This window comes from Acidimicrobiales bacterium (assembly GCA_036399815.1).
In the GTDB taxonomy this organism is placed as follows: Bacteria; Actinomycetota; Acidimicrobiia; order Acidimicrobiales; family DASWMK01; genus DASWMK01.
The window spans coordinates 1-24522 of record DASWMK010000025.1 but is presented as its reverse complement, the minus strand read 5'-3'; the positions used below and the strand labels follow the sequence as shown (position 1 = coordinate 24522).

At 74.9% G+C, this 24522-nt stretch carries 20 protein-coding genes; 6 read left to right on the top strand and 14 right to left on the bottom strand.

Annotated elements, in window-relative coordinates; genetic code table 11:
* Positions 1-1218: a PD-(D/E)XK nuclease family protein gene (locus VGB14_01575; protein ID HEX9991595.1), complete on the bottom strand. Its 1218-nt coding sequence runs from the start codon at positions 1216-1218 to the stop codon at positions 1-3.
* 88 nt (positions 1219-1306) lie between these two features.
* Here VGB14_01575 and VGB14_01570 point away from each other — a divergent pair, with 88 nt between their 5' ends.
* From VGB14_01570 to VGB14_01560, 3 genes are read left to right on the top strand one after another with little or no spacing between them, the layout of a single operon-like run.
* Positions 1307-2152 (top strand): sulfotransferase, encoded by an 846-nt coding sequence (locus VGB14_01570; GenBank protein ID HEX9991594.1) that lies wholly within the window; start codon positions 1307-1309, stop codon positions 2150-2152.
* A gap of 21 nt (positions 2153-2173) precedes the next feature.
* Positions 2174-3178 carry a hypothetical protein gene (locus tag VGB14_01565; GenBank protein HEX9991593.1) on the top strand — a complete coding sequence of 335 codons (1005 nt, stop codon included), beginning with the start codon at positions 2174-2176 and terminating at the stop codon, positions 3176-3178.
* 7 nt (positions 3179-3185) lie between these two features.
* Positions 3186-4631, top strand: coding sequence for an oligosaccharide flippase family protein (locus VGB14_01560; GenBank protein ID HEX9991592.1), 1446 nt, complete (start codon positions 3186-3188; stop codon positions 4629-4631).
* On the opposite strand, the gene VGB14_01555 is transcribed toward VGB14_01560, so the two are convergent.
* On the bottom strand, positions 4553-5680 hold the full coding sequence (locus VGB14_01555) for a glycosyltransferase (protein HEX9991591.1): 1128 nt from the start codon (positions 5678-5680) through the stop codon (positions 4553-4555). The genes VGB14_01560 and VGB14_01555 overlap by 79 nt on opposite strands.
* The gene (locus VGB14_01550; protein ID HEX9991590.1) at positions 5677-6543 is read right to left on the bottom strand and encodes a sulfotransferase; all 867 of its coding nucleotides are present in this window, start codon (positions 6541-6543) and stop codon (positions 5677-5679) included. Before VGB14_01550 ends, VGB14_01555 begins: the two co-directional genes overlap by 4 nt.
* A 61-nt stretch (positions 6544-6604) precedes the next feature.
* Here VGB14_01550 and VGB14_01545 point away from each other — a divergent pair, with 61 nt between their 5' ends.
* Entirely contained in the window at positions 6605-7558 is a 954-nt protein-coding gene (locus VGB14_01545) for a sulfotransferase (protein HEX9991589.1), read from the top strand.
* A gap of 186 nt (positions 7559-7744) precedes the next feature.
* On the opposite strand, the gene VGB14_01540 is transcribed toward VGB14_01545, so the two are convergent.
* From VGB14_01540 to VGB14_01530, 3 genes are all read right to left on the bottom strand, one after another.
* A complete protein-coding gene (locus VGB14_01540) occupies positions 7745-9523 on the bottom strand; it encodes a polysaccharide biosynthesis tyrosine autokinase (protein ID HEX9991588.1) in 1779 nt (592 codons plus the stop codon).
* A gap of 71 nt (positions 9524-9594) precedes the next feature.
* Entirely contained in the window at positions 9595-11022 is a 1428-nt protein-coding gene (locus VGB14_01535; protein HEX9991587.1) for an NAD(P)/FAD-dependent oxidoreductase, read from the bottom strand.
* Between the two features lie 85 nt (positions 11023-11107).
* Positions 11108-12394, bottom strand: a complete 1287-nt coding sequence (locus tag VGB14_01530; GenBank protein ID HEX9991586.1) for a hypothetical protein — start codon at positions 12392-12394, stop codon at positions 11108-11110.
* Positions 12395-12463: 69 nt separating this feature from the next.
* On the opposite strand from VGB14_01530, the gene VGB14_01525 reads away from it, so the two are divergent.
* Positions 12464-15025 carry a cation:proton antiporter gene (locus VGB14_01525; protein ID HEX9991585.1) on the top strand — a complete coding sequence of 854 codons (2562 nt, stop codon included), beginning with the start codon at positions 12464-12466 and terminating at the stop codon, positions 15023-15025.
* Here the strand turns inward: VGB14_01525 and VGB14_01520 are convergent.
* Genes VGB14_01520 through VGB14_01495 form a run of 6 tightly spaced genes read right to left on the bottom strand, consistent with a single transcriptional unit; the run spans position 15022 to position 21116 of the window.
* Positions 15022-16179 (bottom strand): hypothetical protein, encoded by a 1158-nt coding sequence (locus VGB14_01520; protein HEX9991584.1) that lies wholly within the window; start codon positions 16177-16179, stop codon positions 15022-15024. The genes VGB14_01525 and VGB14_01520 overlap by 4 nt on opposite strands.
* A gap of 56 nt (positions 16180-16235) precedes the next feature.
* A complete protein-coding gene (locus VGB14_01515; GenBank protein HEX9991583.1) occupies positions 16236-17816 on the bottom strand; it encodes an amino acid adenylation domain-containing protein in 1581 nt (526 codons plus the stop codon).
* 2 nt (positions 17817-17818) lie between these two features.
* Positions 17819-18070, bottom strand: coding sequence for an acyl carrier protein (locus VGB14_01510; protein ID HEX9991582.1), 252 nt, complete (start codon positions 18068-18070; stop codon positions 17819-17821).
* A 24-nt stretch (positions 18071-18094) separates the two neighbouring features.
* Positions 18095-19240 (bottom strand): acyl-CoA dehydrogenase family protein, encoded by a 1146-nt coding sequence (locus tag VGB14_01505; GenBank protein HEX9991581.1) that lies wholly within the window; start codon positions 19238-19240, stop codon positions 18095-18097.
* A complete protein-coding gene (locus VGB14_01500) occupies positions 19240-20160 on the bottom strand; it encodes an alpha/beta fold hydrolase (protein HEX9991580.1) in 921 nt (306 codons plus the stop codon). The genes VGB14_01505 and VGB14_01500 overlap by 1 nt, the downstream gene beginning before the upstream one ends.
* Positions 20157-21116, bottom strand: a complete 960-nt coding sequence (locus tag VGB14_01495) for an alpha/beta hydrolase (protein HEX9991579.1) — start codon at positions 21114-21116, stop codon at positions 20157-20159. Before VGB14_01495 ends, VGB14_01500 begins: the two co-directional genes overlap by 4 nt.
* A gap of 150 nt (positions 21117-21266) precedes the next feature.
* Here VGB14_01495 and VGB14_01490 point away from each other — a divergent pair, with 150 nt between their 5' ends.
* Positions 21267-22154: a sulfotransferase gene (locus VGB14_01490; protein ID HEX9991578.1), complete on the top strand. Its 888-nt coding sequence runs from the start codon at positions 21267-21269 to the stop codon at positions 22152-22154.
* 50 nt (positions 22155-22204) lie between these two features.
* On the opposite strand, the gene VGB14_01485 is transcribed toward VGB14_01490, so the two are convergent.
* Complete coding sequence (locus VGB14_01485) at positions 22205-23128, bottom strand: hypothetical protein (GenBank protein ID HEX9991577.1); 924 nt, start codon at positions 23126-23128, stop codon at positions 22205-22207.
* 116 nt (positions 23129-23244) lie between these two features.
* Positions 23245-24522, bottom strand: a 1278-nt coding sequence (locus tag VGB14_01480; protein HEX9991576.1) for a glycosyltransferase, incomplete at its 5' end; no start/stop codon positions are given.

Sequence of the window (24522 nt, the reverse complement as noted above, 5' to 3'; positions counted from 1 at the left end):
TCAGGTCCTGGTGAGCTCGCGCTCGCCGGCCGGGTCCGGGGCGGTGCCGCCCTGGCCGGGCACGGCTGGCCCGGCGATCGGGACCGGGACCGGCACGGCGGCGGACAGCGGCGCAGCGTCTCGGGGCACGGCCGGCCCGGCGACCGGCACAGGGACGGGGGCGGGGGCGGGGGCGGGGGCGGAGACGCCGGGGACGGCTGGCCCGGCGACGGCGGCCGGGACCGGCCCGGCCACGGCGGCGGGCACGGGCGCACGGTCGCGGCGCACGTCCGGCCCGGAGACCGGCGCCGGGACGGGCACGGCCGGCCCGGCGACGGCGACCGGGACGGGCATGGCGGCGGGCACGGGCACGGCGGCGCCGGGGGCGGCCGGCTCCGCGGGGGGCGACGTCGTTGCCGTCAGCGGGAGCGGGGGCTGGCCGGCGAGGAGCTCGGCCCTCGCCGCCGCCGGGTCGCCGCCCCAGGCCGGGCACCAGGTGCGGAACGAGCACCACTCGCACACGTGCGACGGCCGGGGGCGGAAGTCCTCGGTGGCGCAGGCCCGCTCGACGGCCCGCCACACGGCGGCCACCTTGCCCCGCCAGCCCTTCGTGGACTGGGCCGACGGCCGGGCGATGATCGCCACCGGCTCCCGCAGGTAGAGCAGCTGCACCCGGGACGGCCGGCGGCCGAAGAACTCCTCGCAGAGCAGGGCGTAGAAGTGGACGCCGCCGAGGCGGGCCTGCTCCTGGCGCACGCCGGGCACGGCGCCGGTCTTGTAGTCGGTGACGACGAGCTCGCCGTCCTCGTCCAGCTCCAACCGGTCGATCACGCCCCGGAGCCGTACCCCGCCGACCTCGGCCTCCAGCCGCAGCTCCAGGCCGATCGGGCGCACGGTCCTCGGGTCCTCGATGCGGAAGTACCTGGCCAGCAGCTCGCCCGCCTCGGCCACGAACGCGGCCTCGCCCTCCTCGTCGAGCCCGAGGGCGACCAGCTCGGGGTCGTCGCGCAGGGAGGCCAGCGCCTCGGCCAGGCAGGCGTCGGCGGCGGCCGGCACCCGCTCCTCGGGCGGCCGGCAGAACAGGCGCTCGAGGGCGGCGTGGACGAGCGTGCCCCTGGTGGCGGCGACGGAGGGGGCCTCGGGCAGGTGCTCGATGGCCGAGAACCGGAAGGCGAGGGCGCAGTCGGTGAACGCGGCGACCTTCGAGGGGGAGAGGGTCCTCGGCACCGGCAACGCCATGGCGTCACAGTACGCACGGGGTGTGACAGCGACGGCGGACCCCCGCACCGGTCCTGGCGCCTCCCGCGAGTACCCTCCGCACCCGACCATGGAGGGTGACGGGAGTGGCCGGGAGGTGAACGCGACGGGTGGCCCCGAGGGCCGGCGCTTCCTGTTCGTGTGCGGCCTGCACCGCAGCGGGACGACGATCGTCACCAACGCCCTGCGCGAGCACCCGGCGATCAGCGGGTTCCGCGACACCGGGGAGCGGGAGGACGAAGGGCAGTTCCTCCAGTCCGTCTACCCGGTCGCCCGGGTCTACGGCGGCCCCGGCAAGTTCGCCTTCGACCCGCAGTCCCACCTGACCGAGGACAGCCCGCTCGCCACGCCGGAGAACGCCGGGCGCATGTTCGAGGAGTGGTCCCGCCACTGGGACCTGTCCCGGCCGGTCCTCATGGAGAAGTCGCCGCCCAACCTCACCAAGGCCCGGTTCCTCCAGGCGCTGTTCCCCGACTCGTGGTTCCTCGTCGTCACCCGCCACCCGGTGGGGGTGACGTACGCGACCTTCACCCGGCGGCCGAAGCGGACGAGGTTCCTCGAGGTGATGGAGCACTGGGTCCACGCGCACGAGGTGTTCGAGGGCGACCTCCCGCACCTGCGGCGCGTGCTGGTGCTGCCCTTCGAGCGCTTCGTGGCCGACCCCGACGCCGCCCTCCACGGCGTGCACGAGTTCGTCGGGGTGGAGCCGGTGCCCAACCGGCTGGCGATCAAGCGGGACACCAACGAGCCCTACTTCGCGATGTGGCGGGAGCTCGTGGCCCAGCGGTGGAAGGGGCGGGGGGCCAGGGCGCTGGCCGACCGCCTCGAGCCGAGGGCCCGGCGGTTCGGCTACAGCTTCGAGGACCTCGACCTCGTCGGCCCCGCGCCCGCGCTGGCGGCGGCCGGCCGGGCCTGAGCGTCCCCCGACGGGAGGAACGTGGAGGTCTACTTCAGCACCGTGGTCCGCGGCGCCCCGCTGGAACGGGGTGGCGCCCTCGTGCGCCTCGACTGGGACGCCAAGCGGGTGCTCGGCGAGGTCCCGGTCGTGCCGACCGACCCGGCCGTCCGGGACCCGAACCCGAGGGGCGGGGCGCGAGGCGGGCGGGGGGTCCAGCTGGTGGACGACGGCGTGATGGTCGGCTCGTACCACACGCTCTTGTTCTTCTCCCGGGACCTCGAGCCCGAGCGGCGGATCACCCACCCGCTGCTCGCCGGCATCCACGAGACCCACCTGCTGCCCGACGGGCGGCTGTGGGTGGCGGCGACGGCCATCGACGCCGCCCTGCTCGTCGACCTCGACAAGGGTGACGTGGTCGACAGCCGCTGGCCGCGGGAGTCGCCGGCGCTCCAGCTCCGCCTCGGGGTCACCCCGCTCGACATCGACAAGGACGCCGACAACCGCCAGAAGTGGCTGCTGCGGCCCGAGCGGTCGGACTTCAGCCACCTCCACCTCAACGCCGTGTGCCCGTGGCAGGGCCACCTCTACGCCCTCTGCACCCACCCCGGCGTGATCGTCGACCTCGACCGCGAGGAGGTCGTCATCGAGGACCGGCGCCTGAAGGGCGCGCACAACCTCACGATCCTCGACGACGGGACGGCGCTCACCAGCGGCACGACCAGCCACTCCGTCGAGGTCTGGGACCTGGCCGGGCGGCGGTCCGTGCGCAGCATCGAGCTGACGTCGTTCGGCTGGGTGAAGTCGCTCGTGCGCCGGCACATGGTGTCGTTCACGGCCCGGCGGGTGGTCGCCAAGCTCGGCATCGGCCAGGCGAGGGCCCATCCGCTGTTCATCAGGGGCCAGCAGGTGCTCGGCGACGAGGTCCTCGTCGGCCTGGCGCCGGCCAGCATCCTGCTCGTCGACTGGCGGAGGGGCGCGCTGGTCGACGCGTACCAGCACTCCGACGACGTGGAGGCCTGCGTCCACGGCATCGCCGCCGCCTGACGCCCCCGTGGCCGCCCGCCCGCCCGACGCCCGGCGCCGGGGCTCCGTCCTCGGGCTGACCTTCGCCATCGCCCTCGCCGCGCCGCTCGGCCTGATCACCGGCCCGCTCGTGGCCAGGGCGATCGGCCCGGTCGGCCGCGGCGAGGTGGCGAGCGGCACGGTGTTCGGGACCCTCGCCTGGCAGGTCCTCGGCCTCGGCCTGCCGTGGGCCGTCGGCCGCCGGGTGGCCGCCGAGCCCGGCCGGCTGCGCGCCCTGCTGGGCAACGCCGCCCGCTACTGCCTGGTGGTGACCCCGCTCGCCATCGCCCTCGCCTGGTTCCTCGTCGAGGGCCCGCTCGACGGGCTGAGCACGGCCGCCGCCGTCGGCGCCTTCGTGCTGATCGCCGTCGCCCCGCTCAACATCTTCTCGAACGTGCAGCAGGCCGCGCTGGTGGCCGAGGGCGCGCTTCGGCCGATGTCGATGCTGCGGGCCTCGCCGATCCTGTTCAGCGCCGCCGTCGTCATCGGGTGCGCGATCACCGGGACCCTGAGCGTCGGGACCTACCTGGCCGCCACGATCGGCGCCGGGCTGCTCGTGAACGCGCTGACGTGGCGGTTCCTCCCGACCCGGCCGAGGGGCGCCGAGCCCTACCGCCCGCTGCTCTGGTTCGGGATCCGCAGCGCCGGCGGCCAGCTCGCCGCCTACGGCAACAGCTACCTGGACCAGGCCATCCTCGCCGTGGCCGTCGGCCCCCGCCAGCTCGGGCTGTACGCCGTGGCCGCCACCGTCGCCAGCGTCCCCCTGAGCTTCGGGCAGGCGCTCGCCGCCCGGGCCTTCGGCGACGTCGGCCGGGCCTCCGGCGCGGACCGGTGGGAGCAGGCCGGCCGCTACCTGCGCCTGGCCCTGCTGGTCGGGGTGGCGGCGTCGGCCGCGATCGCGCTCACCGGGCCGTTCCTCGTGCCCCTGCTGTTCGGCCGGCCTTTCCGCGGGTCGGTCGTCCCGCTGCTGATCCTGCTGCCGGGCACGGCCGCGCTCGGGATGGGGCTGACGGCCATGCGGATCCTGAACGCCGTCGACCGGCCGGGCGCCTCGAGCATCGCCGAGGGGTCCGGGTTCGTGGTGACGGCCGTCGGCCTCGCCGTGGCCGTCCCGCTGGCCGGGATCAAGGGCGCGGCGATCGTGTCGACCCTGGCCTACTGGACGAGGATCGCCGTCCAGCTCCGGGTGCTGCGCAAGGAGGGGCTCGGGTCGGTGCGGCCCCGCTGGTCGGACGTGCGGTCGATGGTCCGCATGGGCCTCGACCTCGCCGTGCGCCACGTGCCGTTCGGTCCGAAGGGCCGCCACCGCCGCAAGGGCGGGCGCCGGCGACCGGGCGGCCGGGGCGGCCGGGGCGGTCAGGGCGGTCGGCGTCCCGGCGGCAGCAGGCCGGCGATGGCGGCCCCGACGACCTCGACCGACATCGCCTCGTCGTAGAAGGCGGCGGCCCGCCGGCCGGCCTCGGCCCTGGCCGCCGGGTCGTCCCGGAGGCGGGCGAGCGCGGCCGCCAGCGCCGCCCCGTCGGGCGGGACGACGGTGACGGCGCCCTCGTCGACCAGCCGGTCCCAGCGGAAGGGACCGTCGACGGACACGACCGGGCAGCCGTGGGAGACGGCGGCGGCGAGCGTCCCCTTGCGGCACGACGGCCCCTGCTCGTTCGGGAGGACGACGGCGCCGGCCGACAGCAGCGCCCGGCTGAACTCGAGGTAGGAGACGATCCCGGTGAACGAGACGGCGCCGTCGGGCAGGCCGGCGGCGGCGGCGAGGTCGGTCCAGCGGTCGGCGGCCGGCCGGCCCGGGCCGGGGGAGCCGAGCAGGACGAGGCGGCCCGGTCCGGTCGCCCGCAGCCGCACCAGGGCGTCGACGACGACGTCGGGGCGGGCGTAGTCGGCGCCGTGGTCGACGACCACGACCGGGAACCCGTCGCCGGTCGGCGGCCGCTCGCCGGGCACCGGGAAGTTCGAGAAGACGGGCAGGAAGTGCAGTGGCGTGCCGGCGGCACGGAGGAACGGGGCCAGGCGCCGGCGCCGGTGCTCGGTGGTGACGACGACGGCGTCGGAGCCGGCCAGCACCGGGGCCAGCAGGGCCGACGAGGCGACGGCGCTGGCCCTGACCGTCCACGGCTGGCCCGCCCAGCGGGGGGCGAGCTCGTGCAGCACGGTCACGACGTGGGCCCCCCTCGCCCGGGCGACCAGCCCGAACAGGACGCCGGGCCCGGGGAGGCCCCGCCACCCCATCGAGATCGGGGCGTAGTTCCACACCACGCTCGTGCCCCGCCGCAGGCGGAGCGCGGCCCACAGGAAGCGCAGGTTGGCGCCGAGGCACATGGCCAGGCGGGCGCCGTCGTTCAGCTGCCAGCGGACGACGGCCGGGCGGCCCCGGCGGCGCAGGTCGGCGGCGAGGAGCTCGCCGTAGTCGCGCATGCCGCCGGGGCCCGGCGGGATCACCCCGCAGACGACGACCGGCGGCCCCCCGGCCGCGGTCACGTGTAGCCGAACCGCTCCAGCTCGCGGGCGGCCAGCTCGGTGGCCCTCGCCACCTCGGCGGCGTCCCGGCGCCGGTGGACCCCGATGGACTTCGTGTGGCCGGTGCCCAGGCGCTGGCGCACCCCCCGGTTGGGCTCGTGGCCGAGGAAGCGGGCGACCGACGCGCCGACCGCCTGCGGGTCCCGCATGAGCTCCTCGTAGCGGACGGTGAGCACCCGGTCGGCGGGGGCGCCGTCGTAGGCGTCCGCGCAGCGGCGGACCATCTCCTTCCACATCCACACGCCCCGCAGGTACGGGGTGGCGGCGAGGAACTCGTCCTCCTGGCCCTCGCCCACCCACCACGGCACGTAGCGGTGGTCGACCTTGCGCCCGAGCGGCGCCTCGGTGGTGTCGAGCGAGGCCAGCTTGTCGTCGGTCAGCACGCCGTACTTGCGCTCCAGCGAGTCGGCGCAGTCCCGGCCGTCGCGGTGGATGTGCACGACCCTCGTCCCGGGCAGGGCTCGCGCCGCGAACTCCGGGGCGAAGGCGAGGAAGGGCTCCTTGTAGACGACCGTGCGGATGGCCCGCCGGTCGCGCAGGGTGGCGACCAGCTCGGGGGTCGACAGGTTGCGCTTCAGCCACTCGCCGGCGGCCCACCCCCGCGAGTGCAGGACGTGGTCGCGGAAGAACTCGAGCGAGAAGCGCAGCGACCGGTCGAGCAGGTGGTCGAGCTCGGCCGACGTGGAGGTGGCGGCCAGGTGCGCCATCTCGGGCGGGTAGATCAGGCCGGACACGACCTCGGCCCCGTCGAGGGGCTGGAGGGCTCGCATGAGGAACGTCGTGCCCGACCGGGGGCACCCGAGGATGATGGCGTAGTCGGTCACGACGGCGGGCGACGCTAGCAGCGGCCCCGTCGGCGACGGGCATGCCGGGTAGCTTCCGGAGGTGCCCCGGCCCGTCGACCTCCTCATCGCGGGGACCCCCCGCTCGGGGACCACCCTCGTGCAGCGGCTGGCCTCGGAGCTCGAGGGCGTGCGGGTGCCGCCCGAGACCCACTTCTTCTCCGAGTTCCTGCCCGACCTGGCCCGGCGGCGGCGGTTCCCGCTGGCCGGGGCCGAGCTGGATGCCGAACTGGACCGGTTCGCGGCCCGGCCCTACCTGGCCGGCGTGGGGCTCGACCCGAGGGCGGTGGCGGACGCGCTCGGCGGCCGGGCCGAGGACGCCGTCGACCTGTTCTGCGCGGTGGTCGACCACCTGGCCGGGCCGGGCGCCCGCCTGGTGGGGGAGAAGACCCCCGGGCACCTGGCCTGGTGGCGGCCGCTGGCCTCGGCCCTGCCGGCGCTGAAGGTCGTCGCCGTGGTGCGCGACCCGCGGGCCGTCGTCGCCTCGTTCGCCCGGCTCGGCTGGGGCGGCGACCCGCTCCAGAACGCGGCCCGCTGGGACGCCGACGCCGCCGCCGCGCTGGCCGCCAGGGCGGGGCTCGGCGCCGCCCGGTGCCTGCTGCTGCGCTACGAGGACGTCGTCGCCGACCCCGACGCGGCCCGGGCGGCGCTGGCCGGGCTCCTCGGCGCCGGGGTGGCCGGGGGCGGGGCGGGGGACGCCGGCGGGCTGTTCCCGGCGTGGGAGTCGTGGAAGGCGAGGGCCGGGGCGGACGTGGACGCGGCCAGGGCGACGGCCTGGCGCACCGAGCTCGACCCGGCGCTGGCCGGGGCCGTCGCCGCCGTGTGCCGGCGGCGGATGGCCGCCCTCGGCTACGACGCCCCGGCGCCGCCGGAGGCCGTCGCCCGCCTGGCCCGCCTGGGGCCGGCCTCGCTCGCCCGCCGCCTGGCCCGCCGGGCGCGCAACGCCAGGACGACGGTGACGGTGGCCCGACTCTCGAAGGGCTGGCGCCCCCGCTGACGCACGCCCGCCCGCACGGCCGCGGACGGGCCACCGGCCGGGGATGGGATGGGACGGGCGGCTGCGACCCGCACGAGCACGGGCGGGTGAGGGTCGCTCCTCGCGAGCGCGGGACCGGACGAAGGCGACGGGCGCTGCCCTCGTCCTACGGCTGGCGCCCGGCGAGGGGCGCCAGCCGGGGACGGGCTAGGACGGGCGGCTGGCGGCGCGCTCTTCGGCGGCCCTGGCCGAGGTGGCGCCGTTGCCGTTGCCGTTGGCGGAGCGGGCGCCGATCCCGAGGGGGGCCTCCCAGTCCGGGGCGGCGACGTCGGTCTCGCTCTTGCGGCCCTTGCGGCCCCGCCGGCGGCGCTTCTTCTGCTCCTGGCCGTACGGCGAGGCGCTGTAGTGGTGGTACGTGTAGCTCGAGGCGTAGCCGCTCTCGACGCTCATCCCGTTGAGGACGGTCCCGACGATCGGGGCGTCGACCTGGCGGAGGGCCTCGCCGGCCCGGGCGAGCGCCTTCTTCTTCGTGGTCCGCACGGTGGCGACCACGAGCGTGCCGTCCACGACCCGCGACAGCACGGCGGCGTCGGTCACCGGCAGCACCGGCGGCGAGTCGATGAGGACCACGTCGAACTCGGCCCGGAGCGCGCCGACGACCTCGTCGGTGCGCCGGCTGGCCAGCAGCTCGGACGGGTTGGGCGGCAGCGGGCCGGAGGCGAGCACGAACAGGCGGGGCTCGTCGGGCACCTGCTGGAGCGCGGCCGACAGCGGGGACTCGCCGAGCAGGACCGAGGTGAATCCGATGTGGTTGCTGACCCCGAAGAAGTCCATGAGCCGGGGGCGGCGGAGGTCGCAGTCGACCACGACCACCCGCAGGCCGGAGCGGGCCATGGCGACGCCCAGGTTGGCGAGGGTGGTGGTCTTGCCCTCCGACGCCGACGGGCTCGTCATCTGGACGACCTGGAGGTTGCGCTCGAGGCTGAGGAACTGCACCGAGGTCCGCAACGACCGGTAGGCCTCCGCGGCGGGCGAGTTCGGTCTGGCCACCGAGATCAGCTGGGTCTGGCTCTTGTCCTTCCAGTCGATCGCCGGGATCAGGCCCAGGGTGGGCACGCCGGCGGTCAGGCTCTCGACGTCCTCGGCCGTCTTCACCGAGTCGTCCATGTACTCGAACAGGAAGGCCAGGCCGATCCCGAACAGCAGGCCGACGGCCGCGCCGAGCACGGCGTTGCGGGTCGGCTGGGGCCGCACCGGGCCGCGGGGCACGTTGGCCGCGGCGAGCACGTCGGCGGCGCCGTTCTGGGGGACCGACGCCTGGAGCGACAGGGCGTTCGCCTGCTGCTGGAGGACGGCGATCTGGTTGTTGACGGCGTCGATCTGGGGCTGGAGGCGCTGGGTGGCCTCGGCGAGGATGCTCGGGTCCTTCGTCTCGTCCGACTCGGCCCTCGCCGCGTCCAGCTCGGCCACGAGGGGGGCGAGGGCGGTGCGCTGGGCCTCGATCTGGCCGAGGATCCCGGGCAGGGCCTCCTGGAACGCCTTGGTCAGCGACTCGTTGCGGAAGGCGACGTAGGAGTTGACGTAGGCGTTGGCGATGGCCGCCGCCTCCTCACGGTTCGTGCTCTCGGCGGTGACCGTGATGATGTTGGCGTTGTCCATCAGCGTGACGTCGACGTCCGGCGCCTTGCCGAGCTCCTCGCGCACGCCCGTCTTCACCGGCTCGCTCTCGACCGCGTCGACCTCGGTCTGCAGCGTGCGCTCCACGTCGCCGCGCGCGCTCGACGGGTCGAGCACGTTCTGGCTCGGGTTGCTGTAGCTGAACCGGATCTTCGCGGTCGACGCGTACACGGGCGTCTGCGCCGCAGTCGCGGCGAGGGTGGCCCCCAGGACGAGCAGCAGGGCGAGGGTGATCGTGCCCTTCCGACGCCGGATGACCGAGAGGTAGTGCCGGAGGTCGAGGTCGGAGGAGCTGGTGGTGGAGGCCACGGGCGGATGGTACTTCCTTGCTCAAAGCGGTCGTCGGCAGCGGGGCCGCCGCCGAGGACCGCGGGAACGGGTCAGATGTCGAGCTCGGCCCTGCGGCGCTCGTGCTCGGCGAGGGTGGGCACGAAGACCTGCTCGCGCGGCACCTCGCAGTCGGCGGCGGGCGCCGAGAACGCCGGCCGGTCGATGACGTAGCGCTTGTACCGCCGGAAGACCGTGGGCTCCTTGAGGGTGTCCACGAACTGCGAGTAGCGGCTGTGCTGCTCGAAGAAGTCGCCGGCGATCAGGTAGTGGTACGTGGCGATGGCGTTCTCGTAGTGCTGGTGCTCGTCGAAGGCGTCCTCGGCCGACCCCAGCTGGGCGAAGTTCAGCGCCTCGGGCGTGTAGAAGAGCCGGATGAGCTTGTCGACGAGGCCGTAGGCCCCGACGATGCGCTCGTAGACCTCCTCCATCTTCGCCGCGCCCTTCTCGGGCCCGTCGGAGAGGCGGACGTCGACGGCGTCGGTCAGCAGCCGGGCGCTCTGCATGGCCATGTAGACGCCGCTCGAGAAGATCGGGTCGATGAACGCCGAGGCGTCGCCGACCAGCGCCCAGTTGTCGCCCCACTTCTTCGTGACGGCGTAGGAGTAGTCGCCGTTGTAATTGAGGGGCCGCTTCATGGTGGCGTTCTCGAGGATGTACCGGGTGAAGGGCGACGCCTGGACCTCGCTCAGGTACAGCGCCATCTGCCAGTCGTCCACGCCCTCGGCCTTCAGCTCCTGGCGCCGGCGCCGGAAGTAGGACGTGTTCATGACGACCCCGACGCTCAGCCGGTCGGTGCCGAGCGGGATCGCCCAGATCCAGCCCTGCTTCTCGCCGCCGAGGTAGACGATCTGGATCATCCCCTGCTCGAGGCCGCCCTCGAACTTGGCGCCGGCCCAGTAGGTGGTGCTGAGCGCGGTGCGCTCCAGCTCCTTGTGGGCGACCTTGTTCTTCATGCGGTTGGCGAGGAACGTGTCCCGGCCGCTCGCGTCGACGACGAAGCGGGCCTGGAACTCGACCGGCCCGTCGGGCCCGGTGGCCCGGACGAGGGCGCCGTCGTCGGGGCCGTCGCCGACGACGACCTCCTCGACCCTCGTCTCCTCGTGCACGGTCGCGCCCTCCTCCTCGGAGTGGCGGAGGAGGAAGTCGTCGAAGTCGGCCCGCAGCACCTGGAACGAGAGCGCGCTGGCGTCGTGGATCTTCCGGTTGAAGCACCACGTCGTCGCCGTCTCGCCGTCCACGTCGAGGAAGCGGACGCCCGGCTTGCGCACGAACCGCTTCGACATCTCCTCGAGGATCCCGAGCTCCTGGAAGATCCAGTAGCAGAAGGGCAGCATCGACTCGCCGACGTGCTCACGGGGGAACTTCGCCCGCTCCAGGACGACGACGTCCCACCCCTTGCGGGCGAGGAACGACGCGGTCGTGGACCCGGCCGGGCCGCCACCGATGACGAGCACGTCGCAGGACTGAGTCGAGGGCACAGGCGATTCCTTCCGGAAGACTTCTGGACGCGACGCCGCGACGGTTCCCCTCAGCGAACGGCGGCGACACGGAATGATACGCCGGTCACAACCGACCGAGCACCACACCCACGAACGCCGCCCGCCCGGCGGGCGAGGCGACCACCTCGTGGCCCATGCCGGCGACGACCCGGACGGTGGCGGGCGTGCCGGCCGCGCCGAGCCGGTCGGCCAGGTCCCTGGCGTGGGCCGGGGCGACGGTCGGGTCGGCGTCGCCGAGCAGGAACGTCACCGCCGTGGCGCCCCAGGCGTAGTCGGCGCCGCCGGTGGCGATCCCGTCGCGGCGGAACCGGGCCGCGGACCCGCCGTCGTGGCCGGCGCACGGGCCGTTCCCGCTCCGGCCGGCCCCGTAGGTGCGGTCGAAGTCGACGGCCGTCCCCTCGTCGTACCAGTAGGCGGACTCGCCCGGCCGGCGGAGGCAGCCCTTGTCGATGGCGGCGTGGGGCGGGCCCGAGGTGAGGAGCAGGCCGTCGACCAGGGGGTCGAGTCCGAAGTGGGTGAGCGCCCAGGCCGCCTGGGACGCGCCCCCGCTGTTGCCGGAGACGCAGAACCCGCACGGGCCGCCGCCGGCCGGGCCACCCGCCACCGGCTCGTAGCGCCAGGCCCTGAGCCAGGCCACCGCGGTGGCGCTGCGGCAGGCCAGGCGGGCGAAGCCGGGGGAGGAGCCCTCCGGCGTGGCGCTGAAGCCGCCCGACCAGCGCACCTGGACGGTCTCGAGGCCGCCCCTCGCCAGCTCGGCGACGACCGGCGCGCCGGCGCCGCTGCCGGCCACGTGCCCGTCCTCCCACCAGTTGTCGCCCCGGCCGCCGGAGAACAGGACGAGGACGCCGCGGGTGGCGCCGTCGGCCGGGTGGACGGCCACCGTCGCCTCGGCCGCCGGCACCTCCGGGCACGACACGGTCGCCCGCCAGCACGTCGACCCGGCCGGGCAGCCGCCGCCCGCCGGGCCGGTGGCGTCGACCGAGCCGAGCGCCATCGGGCCGGTGGCGGGCGGGTCCGTCGTCGGCACCGTCGGCAGCGGCGCGGTGGTGGCCGGCGGCGCCACCGTGGTCGGCGCGGCGATCGCGGTCGTCGTGGGGCGGCGCACGGTCGTCGGCGGGGCCGCCGCCGTGGTCGACGGGGCCGGCGGCGCGGTCGTGGCCGTCGTGCTGGGTGGGGCGGCGTCGGTGGCCGGCGGCGCCGTCAGCGGGGGGCGCGGCGCCGGGCGGTCGCCGGCGGCGAGGTCGGCCGGGGGCGCGAACGACGACCACGCGCCCAGCGCGAGGAGCTGGGCGGCGACCAGCACGGCCACGGCCGGGCCGAGGAAGCGGCGGGCGCGCTCGGGGGACGGCATCTCCCCACCAGATTCGCCGGCCGGCGGCCCCGGTCCTCCGCGCCCGGGTCGTCGGTACACTCCCCGGCCGTGCGAGGGACCACAGGCAACGGGTCCCGCGCTCGTCAGGTGGCCACCTACGCCGGGGTGCTCCTGCTCGGCGCGGTCGTGCTCGCCACGAGCCTCCGGCTCGGCAACGGCCGCGACCCCGCCCCGCAGCTGGCGCCGCTCACCGCGGTCGGCGGCGAGGCCGCGTCGTGCCTCGGCGGGCGGCTGGCCAGCGTGCAGTCGGGGACCTTCCTCGACCTGCACCGCCCCGGGCCGCCCGGCGCCGAGGCCGACGACGGCGAGCTCGGGGCCCGGGTGGCGAGGGGCCGCGTCGACCGGGAGACCGGGCGCACGACCCTCCGCGGCCGGTGCGCGCCAGGGACCGACCTGGCCGAGCGGGCCTTCGTGGCCGACGTCGTGCTCGGCGGGGGCGGGGGCGACGCCGACGGGACCGCCGTCGGCGCGACCGGGACCATGACCGTGGAGGACCGGTCCTTCGACGTGTCGCTGGCGCCCGCCACCCCCCGCCAGGGCGGCGCCGACGACGGGCTCGAGGGCGGCGAGCTGACGGCGCGCATGTTCCTCGCCGTCGCCGTCGTGATCGTCGCCGCCCGTGTCGTCGGCGCCGCGTTCGCCCGCATCCGCCAGCCCAAGGTGATGGGCGAGATCGTGGCCGGGATCCTGCTCGGGCCGAGCCTGGTCGGCCTGCTCGCCCCCGACCTCACCTCGTACCTGTTCCCGCCGGAGGTCACCGCCGTCCTCCAGGTGATGGCCCAGTTCGGGCTCATCTTCTTCATGTTCCTCATCGGCATGGAGCTCGACGTCCGGCTCGTCCGGGGCTCGGGCCACGCCGCCGTGCTCGTCAGCCACGTGTCCATCGTGCTGCCGTTCTCCCTCGGCGTCGCCGTGTCGGTCGTGCTCCACCCGATGCTCGGGGGCGGGGACTACACCGGGTTCGCGCTGTTCATGGGCGCGGCCATGGCCATCACCGCCTTCCCGGTGCTGGCCCGCATCCTCACCGACACCGGCCTCTACCGGACGAGGCTCGGCGCCCTCGCCATCTCCTGCGCGGCGGTCGACGACGTGACGGCCTGGTGCATCCTCGCCGGCGTCGTCGCCGTCGTGAAGTCGAGCGGCCCGCTCGACGCCGTGCGCACGGTCGTGCTGTCGGCCGGCTTCGTCGCCGTGCTCCTCCTCGTCGTGCGGCCCCTCGTCGGCCGCCTCGTCGCCGTGCGCGATCGCCGGGGCCGGCTGAACCCGCCGGTGATGGCCGGCCTGCTCGTCGCCATCCTCCTCGCCGCCTGGACGACCGAGGAGATCGGCATCCACGCCATCTTCGGCGCGTTCATGCTCGGCGTGGTCATGCCCAGGTCGCGGGACCTGGTGGCCGAGATCACCGAGAAGCTCGAGGACGTCACCGTCCTGCTGCTGCTGCCGATCTTCTTCGCCGTCGTCGGCCTCTCGACCCGGTTCGGGCTGCTGGACCAGCCGGCGCTGTGGGCCGTCGCCGTGGTCGTCGTCGGCCTGGCCGTGCTCGGCAAGCTGGGCGGCACCATCCTCGCCGCCAGGGCGTCGGCCGAGTCGTGGCGGTCCTCGGTCGGCCTCGGCCTGCTCATGAACACGAGGGGGCTGACCGAGATCGTCATCCTCACCGTGGGGCGCAGCCTCGGGGTCATCTCGCCGGCCCTGTTCACGATCATGGTGATCATGGCGCTGGTCACCACGTTCATGGCCACGCCGCTGCTGGCCATCGTGTACCCGAGGACGGTCATCGAGCGCGACGCCCGCCGGGTGGCCAGGGCCGTGCGGGCCGGCCCCGACGGCCGGCACCGCATCGTCGTCGCCGTCGGCGCCGTCGACCAGGCCCGGTCGGTCCTCGAGGTGCTCGAGCGGCTGCGGTCGCCCGACGGCGGGCGCCCGTCGGTCGTCCTCGCCCGGGTCGAGCCCCCGCCCGGCCGCGAGGAGGTGCGGGCCAACCTCGGCGACGTGGAGGCCGCCGAGGCCGCCGCCCGCGAGGAGCTGGTCCCGCTCGCCGCCGAGCTGCTGAAGGCCGGCGTCGACACCGTCGTCCGCACCCGGGTGAGCCCCGACCCCGGCGCCGAGCTGGCCCGCCTGGCCGACGCCGAGGGCGCCTCGCTGGTGATGGCCGCCTGGCACCGCCCGTGGGTCGGTCGCAACCAGCTCGGCGGGGTGGTGGGCGACGTGCTCGACGCCGCCACCTGCGACGTCGCCGTCCTCGTGGCCGGCGAGGGCGACACCACGGACCGGGCCGGGCCGGTGTCGGTCTGGTTCGCCGGCGGCTTCCACGACGGGGCCGCCCTCGACCTCGCCGTGCGCCTGTCCAGGGACGGCACCGGCCGCCTCCGCGTGCTGCACCCGCCGGCCACCGACGTGCCCGACGTGGACGTGCCCGTCGAGGACGTGCGCATCGTGTCGACCGAGCCCGGCGCCGTGCTGGCCGGCGTGCGGGGCTCGTCGCTCGTGATCCTCGGCCGGGACGACCGGGGCGACCCGGCCGGCCTCGGGGCCAAGCGCAGGGACGCCGTCCTCGCCGACGCGGACGCGCCCGTCGTCCTCGTCCAGCGGGCCGACGCCGTCGCCTAGCCCTGCTGGGTGACGGCCTGGAAGAGGGCCTGGAGGCCGGTCTGGGACTGGGTGATCTCGTGGCCCATCTGGCGGACGTCGACGACGTCGACCATCGGGGAGCCCTCGGACTCCAGGCGCTCGATCAGGTCCCTGGCGTGCTCGGGGGCGACGGTGCGGTCGTTGGTGCCGAGGATGAACACCACCCGCGTGTTCGGGTAGTCGTAGTCGGTCCCGCCCCGGTCGATGCTGTCCGCGCCCATGATCTGCGCGTAGGCCCGGTCGGCGCCGGTGCAGGCGCCCCTCGCCCCCCTCGCCGGTCCGTACACCTCGTCGAAGCCCCTGGCCGAGCCGGGGTCGTACCAGAGGGCCGGGTCGCCCTCGTGGAGGCACCCGTCGTCGATGGCCGTGTGGGGCGGCCCCGAGGTGAGGATGGCGGCGTCGACCTCGCCGGCCAGGCCGTAGTGGGTGAGCGACCAGGCCGACTGGGAGGACCCGCCGCTGTTGCCGGACACGCAGAACCCGCAGGCGCCGGTGGGCGGGTCGAGGCCGAGCGGGGCGTAGCGGTTGTCGTGCACCCAGTCCACGGCGGTGGCGCTGCGGCAGGCGGCCTTGGCGAAGCCGATCTCCTCGCCGCTCGGGTTGGTGGAGAACCCGTCGTCCCAGCGCACCTGGACGACCTCGTAGCCCTCCCGCTGGAGGACGGTGACGAACGGGTGGGCCTCGCCCGTGCCCGGCCGCACGCCGTCCTCCCACCAGTTCGACCCCTTGCCGCCGGAGAAGAACACGATGACGCCTTCCGGCTCGCCGTCGGCCGGGCTGATCGCCATCGACCCGACGCCGGGGTCGGGGACGTCCGGGCAGTCGACCTCGAACTCGGTGCACTCGGCTCCGGCCGGGCACCCGACGCCGCGGCCCGGCCCCGAGCCGGTCTCGGTGAGCTCGCCGAGGGGCAGGGCCTCGTCCGGCGCGGCCTCCGGGGGCTCCTGCGCGCCCTCGGCGTCCGCGTCGTCGTCGCCGTCGCCGCCGCCGCCGAGCGGGCCGACCCCGGTCCCCACGGCCAGCACGGCGAGGACGACGACGGCCAGCACGGCCACCACGGCGACCACGAGGCCGCCCGGTCCGCCGCCGCGGCGGCGCCGGTACCGGTCGTCGGGGAACGGCGATGCGGGCACGGCGGGTGACCCTACCCAGCCGCAGGGTGCGGCCAGGCGCGCCGCCGGCCCGCGCCTCAGCCGGCGGTCGACTCGGCCAGCAGGGCCCGGCGGTCGATCTTGCCGGTCGACGTCTTGGCCAGGCCCTCGCGCAGCTCGATCGACTCGGGGACCATGTACCTCGGCACCCGCTCGCCGCAGAACCGGGCCAGCTCGGCCGGGGTGACGTCGGGGTCGCGCACGACGGCGTAGGCCCTGATCCGGTTCGTGATGACCTCGTCGGGCACGGCGACGGCGGCGCACTCGACCACGGCCGGGTGGGCGTTGAGCGCGTTCTCGATCTCGCCCAGCTCGATGCGGTAGCCCCGGCTCTTGATCTGGGCGTCGCGCCGGCCGAGGAAGCGGAGGTCGCCGCCCGGCAGCTCCTCCACCAGGTCGCCGGTGCGGTACACGAGGTCCCGCAGGTCGGGGGTGAACGGGTGGGGGACGAGGACGCGCCGGGTGCGCTCGTCGTCGCCCCAGTAGCCCTGCATCACGGTCGTGCCCCGCACGTAGAGCTCGCCGACCTCGCCGGGCCCCGCCCGCCGGCCGTCGTCGGTCACCGCGAACACCTCGACGTTGTCGATGGCCCGCCCGATCGGGATGTCGGCCGTCTGGTCCTCGGGGAGGGGCGGCACGTCGTACCAGGTGCACACGTTCGTCTCGGTCGGCCCGTACAGGTTGGCGAACCGGGTGCCGGGCAGCAGGGCCATGAGCTGGCGGAGGTACTTCGTCGGGAACACCTCGCCGGCGAACAGCAGGGTGCGCAGGGTCGGCAGGTCGCCGGGGGACAGCCCGCCCCGCAGGACGAGCATGGTGAGGATGGACGGCACCGAGTACCAGACGGTGATGCCGTGGTCCCTCACGAACCTCACGATCTGGCCGGGGAACAGCGACGCCTTCGCCGGGACGAGCACGAGCGTGGCGCCGGCCTCGGCCGCGGCGTACAGGTCGAACACCGACAGGTCGAAGTGGAACGGCGCGTGGCTGGACAGCACGTCGTCCGGTCCGATGCCGAACTCCTCCACCGTCCAGTCGACGAACGTCAGCGCGTTGCGGTGGGTGAGCTTCACGCCCTTCGGCGCGCCGGTCGACCCTGACGTGTAGAGGACGTAGGCCAGGTCGAGGTCGATGACCGGCACGCCCGGCGACGTCGACGGGCGGGCGGCCACCTCGGCCGGGCCGAGCACCGGGCGGCCGGCGACGGCCGGCTCGGGCGGGTCGCCGGCCAGGCAGACCAGCGCGGACGGGTCGGCGCCGGCCTCGAGCAGCCCGGCCCAGCTGCCGGCCTTGGCCGCCGCCGTCAGCACCACGCGGGCGCCGCAGTTGCCGGCGATGTAGCCGAGCCGGGCGACCGGGGCGGCCGGGTCCAGGGGGACGTAGGCGGCGCCCGCCTTCATCACCCCGTACAGCGCGGCGACGGCGGCGAGGGACTTGTCGAGGTAGAGCGCGACGCGGTCGCCCCGCTCCACGCCGAGGTCGGCGAGCAGGTGGGCGACCCGGTTCGACCAGGCGTCGAGCTCGGCGTAGGTGAGCCGGTCGTCCCCGTCGACGACGGCGACGCCGTCCGGGCGGGCGGCGGCCGACGCCTCGACGAGGCGGTGCAGGGCGTTGGCCACCGTCAGGCGGTCGCCCGGTGCCTCTCGACCATGCGGGCCAGCGCGGCGATCGACTGGAAGTTCTCGGGCACCAGCTCGTCGTCGGGCACCGACACGCCCAGCCGGTCCTCGACGAGGCCGACGAGCTGGAACACGCCGATCGAGTCGATGACGTCGTGCTCCATCAGGTCGTAGTCGTCGGTGAGCAGCGAGCGGTCGCCGCTCCAGCCCAGGTCGTTGACGATGAACTCGCGCAGGGAGTCCTCGGTGCTCATGTGCTGCTCGTCCTCCGTGTGGGGCTACAGGCCAAGGTGGCGGGCGGCCAGGTTCCGCTGGATCTCCGACGTGCCCGAGTAGAGCCGGCTGCCGACCGCGTCGCGCACGTCCCGCTCGAGCTCGTACTCGGCCGTGTAGCCGAGCCCGCCGTGGAGCTGGAGGGCGTCGAGGCTCGACTGGAGGAAGCTCTCCGACAGGTGGAGCTTCACCAGCGCGGCGTCGAGGCCGACGGGCCGGCCGCGGTCCATCGTCCAGGCCAGGCGGTAGAGCAGGAGCCTGGCCGTCTCCAGCCGGAGCTTCATGTCGACGACGCGGTGCGACACCGCCTGGAACTTGCCGATCGGCGACCCGAACTGGGTGCGGGTGCGGGCGTGCTCGAGCGTGCGCTCGAGGTTGCGCTCCATCGTCCCGATCGTGCAGGCCAGGATCAGGCTGCGCTCGCGGTCCATCGACGAGTTGAACACCATCATCCCGGCCCCGCGCCGGCCGAGGAGGTTCGCCGCCGGCACCCGGCAGCCGTCGAGGAACAGCTCGCTCATCGGCGCCGTGCGCAGGCCCATCTTGTGGATGGGCGGGCCGACCTCGAAGCCGGGGGTGTCCCGCTCCACGAGGAAGGCGCAGATGCCGAGGAAGCCGCGGGCGCGGTCGAGGGTGGCGAACACGAGGAACAGGTCGGCCACCGGGCCGTTGGTGCACCAGATCTTGGAGCCGTTCAGCACGAAGTGGTCGCCGTCCGGGGTCGCCGTCGTGCGCATGGACGAGGCGTCCGAGCCCGAGCCCGGCTCGCTCATGCCGTGGGCGGCGACGACCGACCCGTCGACCAGGCCGGGCAGCCACCGCTCCTTCTGCTCCTCGGTGCCGAAGTGGATCACCGGGTGCTGGCAGGCCCACAGGTGGGCGTTCAGCGAGAAGAGCAGCCCGTTGTCACGGCAGCCGTAGCCGAGCGCCTCCATGGCGAGCGCCTGGGTGAGCGTGTCGGCCTCGCTGCCGCCGTACTCCTTCGGCGCCGGCAGCCCCTGGATGCCGAACGCGGCCAGCTTGCGCCAGGCCTCGTGGGCGAAGCCGCCCTCGGCGTCCCGCGCCAGCAGGTCGTCGTTCAGCTCCCGCTGGGCGAAGCGGACGACCGACTCGCGGAAGGCGAGCTGCTCCTCGGTCCAGTCGAAGTCCATCAGCGGGCGTGCACCGGGATCCAGGAGCAGAGGGCGTCGACCACGTCGTCCTGGATCTCCACCGTGCCGAGGCCGTGGGTGTTGCCGTCGACGATGTGGATGGTGACGAGGTCGCCGGCCCGGTCGAGCACCTTGCCGAGCCGCCCGGCCCGGCCCCGCTCGAAGTCGAGGTGGAAGTCCTCGTCCTCGCCGAACACGAGGAGCACCGGCACCCGGCGGTCGACGAGGTCCTCGAGGGGGCGGAGGAAGTGGGGGCTGACCCACTGCACGCCGCCGCCCTGGCCGTCGCCGCCGTTGCCGCCCCCGCGCCGGCCGGCCAGCGCCGCCGCCTTCTTGCGGAGGGCGGCGGCCCACCGCCGCCGGGTCCCGGGCGTCCTCGCCTTGGCCAGGACGCCACGGAGGCCGCCCCGCCGCAGGGACCGGGCGGCCAGCTCGCGGAGGGGGAGCGAGGCGGCCCGCTCGCCGTGCCCGAAGTCGCGGACGGCCGGCGGGAACAGGGCCACGCCGGCCACCTCGCCGGCCGGCGCGCCCTGGGCCGCGCCGATGGCGACGCGGGCGCCGTAGCAGTTGCCGAGGAACACGAACCGGCGCAGGCCCTGGGCCCGCAGCCAGTCGAGGACGGCGTCGGTGTCGCCGACGAACGGGTCGTCCAGCCGGTACTGCCGGGCCGGGCCGCTGCTCTCGCCGACCCCGACGTAGTCGAAGCGCACGACGTGGAAGCCCTCGGCGGCGAGGGCCCGGGCCAGGCGCACGTAGGTGCGGTTGGTGCCGACGGTCGTCACCCAGTGGCCGCTCGAGCTGAGCACCACGGCGACGCCGTTGGCCGGCCCCGTCGGCCGGGTGAGGACGGCGAACAGCTCCTCGCCGCCGGCCGGGAGCCAGACGGGGACCTCGTCGGCGGCGGTGGCGACCGCCGTCACGCCGCCGCCCCGAGCCGCTCGACCAGCCAGGGGACGACCGCGCCGAGCAGGCCGTCGGTGGCGCCGGGGCGGTCGCCGGGCTCGGCGTCGCCGGCCGCGGCCTGGCCCCTGCCGCCCCCGACCCGGACGAGCTCGCGCTCGTCGAGGAACCACCACGTCTCCCGGCCCCGCACCTGGACGACCTCGACGTCGTGGCCCAGCTCGGACAGGCCGGCGGCGGCCTTCTCGAGGTCGGGCCGCACGGGCACGTCGTCGCCGAACTGCACGAGCAGGACCGAGCGGCGCGGGCCGGTCAGCGCGCCGGCCACCGACCGCCCCTGCCAGCTGCGGTACAGCGCCGGGTGGACGGGGTTGCCGAGCACGTCGACGGCCTCGCCGCGGTCGATGGCGGCGACGAAGTCGGCCGTGGTCGGCCGGGCGCCCCGGCTGCCGGCGAGGGACTGCATGAGCTTCGCCCTGAACGCCTCGGTGAAGTACCGGGAGCCGTCGAGCACGGGCTCGACCAGCACGAGCGGCCGGGTGTCGGCGGCGGCCGCCTCGGCCGCGACCAGCGCCCCGAACCGGGCCCCGACGACGGCCGCGGGCACGCCGGGCGCGGCCGCCTCGAGCAGGGCGGCGGCCGCCGTGGCGTCCTCGACCATCGAGCCCCGGGAGACGTCGGCCTGGTCGCCGTCGCTGTTGCCCGTGCCCCGGTACTGGAAGCGCTGCACGGCCACGCCGGCGCCGGCCAGCGCCCTGGCCAGCAGGACCTCACGGCGGTAGTGCTTGACCAGGTCGTTGCCGATCGACGAGCAGCACAGCACCGCCCCCCGCGCCGGGCCGGACGGCGCCGATCGCACCCCGAGCAGGCGCGCGCCGTCCGGGCCGAACAGCTCCGCCACTTCGGTGATGCCCGCCCGGTCGTCGACGCGCCGGGCCGGCGATCGCCCCGCCGGGCTGGCTGTGCTGCGAGGCACCCATCCTCCCATTCTCGGTTGAATCCCCCACCGCAGGTCCGGCGGAACGCGCCTCGGCACCCGTCTGCGACGCATGGTAGCGGGCCGCGTACGATGCCCGAGGCACGAGGGCAACCGCGCCCCGTGGTCGCCGACCGGGAAGGGAGGACCGTGGCGTCACCGTCCGACGACGAGCTGCTGCAGAAGCCGGTCATCATCGTGGGCGCACCGCGCTCGGGCACCGCCATCGTCGCCCACGTGCTGCGGGCCCACCCCGACATGGCCTACCTGCGGGAGCCCCGTCTGCTGTGGCGGCACGGCAACGACGAGAAGTCCGACCTGCTCAGGAGGGACGACGCCCGCCCCGAGGTGCGGGCCTGGATCAGGGCGAAGCTGGCGGACGCCGTCCGGGAGCAGGGCGGCCGGCGCCTCACCGAGAAGACGCCGAGCAACTCGCTGCGCCTGCCCTTCGTCGACGCCGTGCTCCCCGACGCCCGGTTCGTGCACGTCATCCGCAACGGCCCCGACGCCGTCGCCTCGATCCGCCGGGCCTGGTTGACCACGCCTCGCGGCGTGCGCACCCCCCGCCAGCGGGACCGGGTGGCCCGCCACCTCCGGGAGGTCGACTGGCGCTCGGTGCCCCGCTACGCCGGCGAGTTCGCGCGGCAGATGGCGCCGGCCCGGTTCTCCAAGGTCGTCGGCCAGCGGGTGTGGGGGCCGCGGCTGCCGGGCATCGAGGGGCTCGTGCGCGACCTCGACCTGCTCGAGGTGTGCGCCCTGCAGTGGCGGATGTGCGTGGAGCTGGCCTGCCGGGCCGGGCGCGAGCTCGGCCCCGACCGCTACCTCGAGTGCCGGGTCGACGAGCTGACGCCCGAGACCCTGAAGGAGATCGTCGAGTTCTGCGAGCTGGGCGACGCCACCGAGGTGTGGGACGCCTTCCACTCCGAGTACGAGCCCGAGAAGATCCACGAGTACGGCAAGGACCTCACCGGCGAGGAGCTCCACCGGCTTCTGGACTGGATCGAGCCGACCGTCGCCTGGCTCGACGCCACCCGCTGACCCTCAGCGGCCCGTCGCCATGTCCCCGGCGTGCGCTCTCTTGCGCGGACTCACGGTGCTGAGCTGCCGCCGATAGCACGCTGACGCGACGATACTTTACCCGACCACTCCCGCAGGCCCGTTTCGTCCTGCCACGTCACCTTCACATGGAAGCGTGTCTGCCCCGATCGGTCGTGGGCAGAAAGCGACCGCTCACGTCCAGCGCGCAGAGTGAATGGTCCTGGAAACGGGTCGACCAGAATTCCCGCTGGATACTTGAAGTACTTGATCTTCGCTGTACCTGGTCCAAGGTTTCTTATGACAATGGCTGGCGACGGTGGCCCTTCCCAGCGGACAGCAATCTCCGCACGAAGGAGTAGCGCCATCGCCGGCTGCTCCTCAGGCGGTAGGTAACGGAGGAAGCGACGGCCATAATCACTAGCCGCCCAACACCTCTCAGGACCAGAGGACGCAGACTGTAGCCGTATGAGATCCTGTCGTTCGAGACCTGCCAGTACTGGCCCCAGGAGATCTTGTTGATCCTCAGGGAGCGCCTTGCCCAACTCGTATTCACTGAAGGCGCCCTCAAGGGCAGTGCCAGAGAGCGCTCCTCCTCCAGGGGTCGGCGTAGCAAGTTTTACAAGGAGTGCGATATGGTATGCTTCGAGGTCGCGAATTGTGTTAAGGAGGAGGTCCGCTTCTTCGAGTGGCATGTCTTGGTTCTTCAATGCGTCGGCGACGACGCGCGCGAGAACTCGACGCTTCTCCGCGCTCGCGGCATCGTCAGCGATAGCGAGCGCCCTCTCCAATAAAAGTATTCGACTCAGATCGTCTGCGATGAGTTCCGCGATCTGGCCGACTGTGAGTTGGCTCTCGGCCTCCAATCTGCGAGCGAAGTCCTCCTTGCGCCGACGGTGCTCGGAGCGGACGGCATGGGCCAGCTGCGCCAGCCCGCCACCCGCTTGCAGCAACTCTGCGACGTTGCCCCACTCCACCGGAAGCGGACTCATGTGTCCTCCGAAGTAGTCGACGCCGGGAGTGGTCGTAGAGTACAAAAGTTCTGGACTGGATCGAGCCGACCGTCGCCTGGCTCGACGCCACCCGCTGACCCTCAGCGGCCGACGGCGATGCGGTAGGCCTCCCTGATCCCCGCGGCGAGGACCTGGGGGCGGAAGGCCTCGGCCCTCGCCCGGCCGGCCTCGCCCAGGCGGCGGCGGAGGTCGGGGTCGCCGTGCAGCTCCCGCAGGGCGGCGGCCAGGGCGGCCTCGTCGTTCATCGGGTAGAGGACCCCGTCCACGTGGTCGGTGATGACCTCGGTCGGGCCGGCGGCGCCGGCGGCGACCACCGGCAGGCCGGCGGCCATCCCCTCGACCACGACCATCCCGAACGGCTCCGGGATGACCGAGGCGTGCACCAGCACGTCGAGGCGGCCGAGCTCGACGGCGACGTCCTCCCGGAAGCCGCGGAAGTCGACGCGGTCGGCGATGCCGAGGTCGGCGGCGATGGCCCGCAGGCCGGCCTCCACGTCGTCCTCGCCGAACAGGGCGCCGCCGATGACCGCCGCCTCGACGGCCGGCGTCCCCGGCGGGAAGGCGGCCGCGAACGCCCGGAGGAACAGGTCCTGGCCCTTCCAGGGTGACAGGCGGCCGACGATGCCGACCCGGAAGGTGCCGTCCCGGTCGGTCGGCACGGCGTCCGGCCCGGTCGCCGGCAGCGGCTCGTGCACGACCACGGTGGGCACGCCGTCCGGCAGGGTCGCGGCGGTGGCCCGGGAGTTGGCGATCGCCGCCTTCGGGAGCACCCGGGACAGGCCCCGCACCACGCGGACGGCGCCGGCCGGCAGGTAGTCGCCGGCCACCCGGTCGTGCACGTGCCACACGACCGGCACCCCGGCCAGCCGGGCGGCCGCCCCGCCGTAGAGGTGGGCCTTCATCGAGTTGGTGTGGACGAGGTCCGGGCGCAGCTCGCGGATGCGGCGGGCCAGGCGGCGGACGTAGGCGGCGGTCGAGCGGACGCTGGCGAGCGGGACCCGGCCGGCCCGCAGGTCGTCCTTCGACAGGCCCCTCGCGCCCTCGTCCATGGGCAGGACCTCGACGGGGACGCCGGCGTCCCGCAGGAGGCCGGCGAGCGGGCCGTCGGCGCCGAGGATCACGTGGGCCTCGACGCCGGGGAGGTGCTCGACGAAGCGCAGCAGGGACAGCTCGGCGCCCGACGGCTGGGCGGTGTGGTCGACGACCACGACCCTGATCGGCCGGTCGGGGGCGGCGACCTCGGCGTAGAGGCGGCGGTGGCGCTCGGCCACGGCGGCCCACGAGTGGCGCTCGGCGAAGGCCCGGCAGGCCTCGGCCGACGGGAGGGGGCCGGCGCCCGAGCGGGCCGCGGCGAGCCG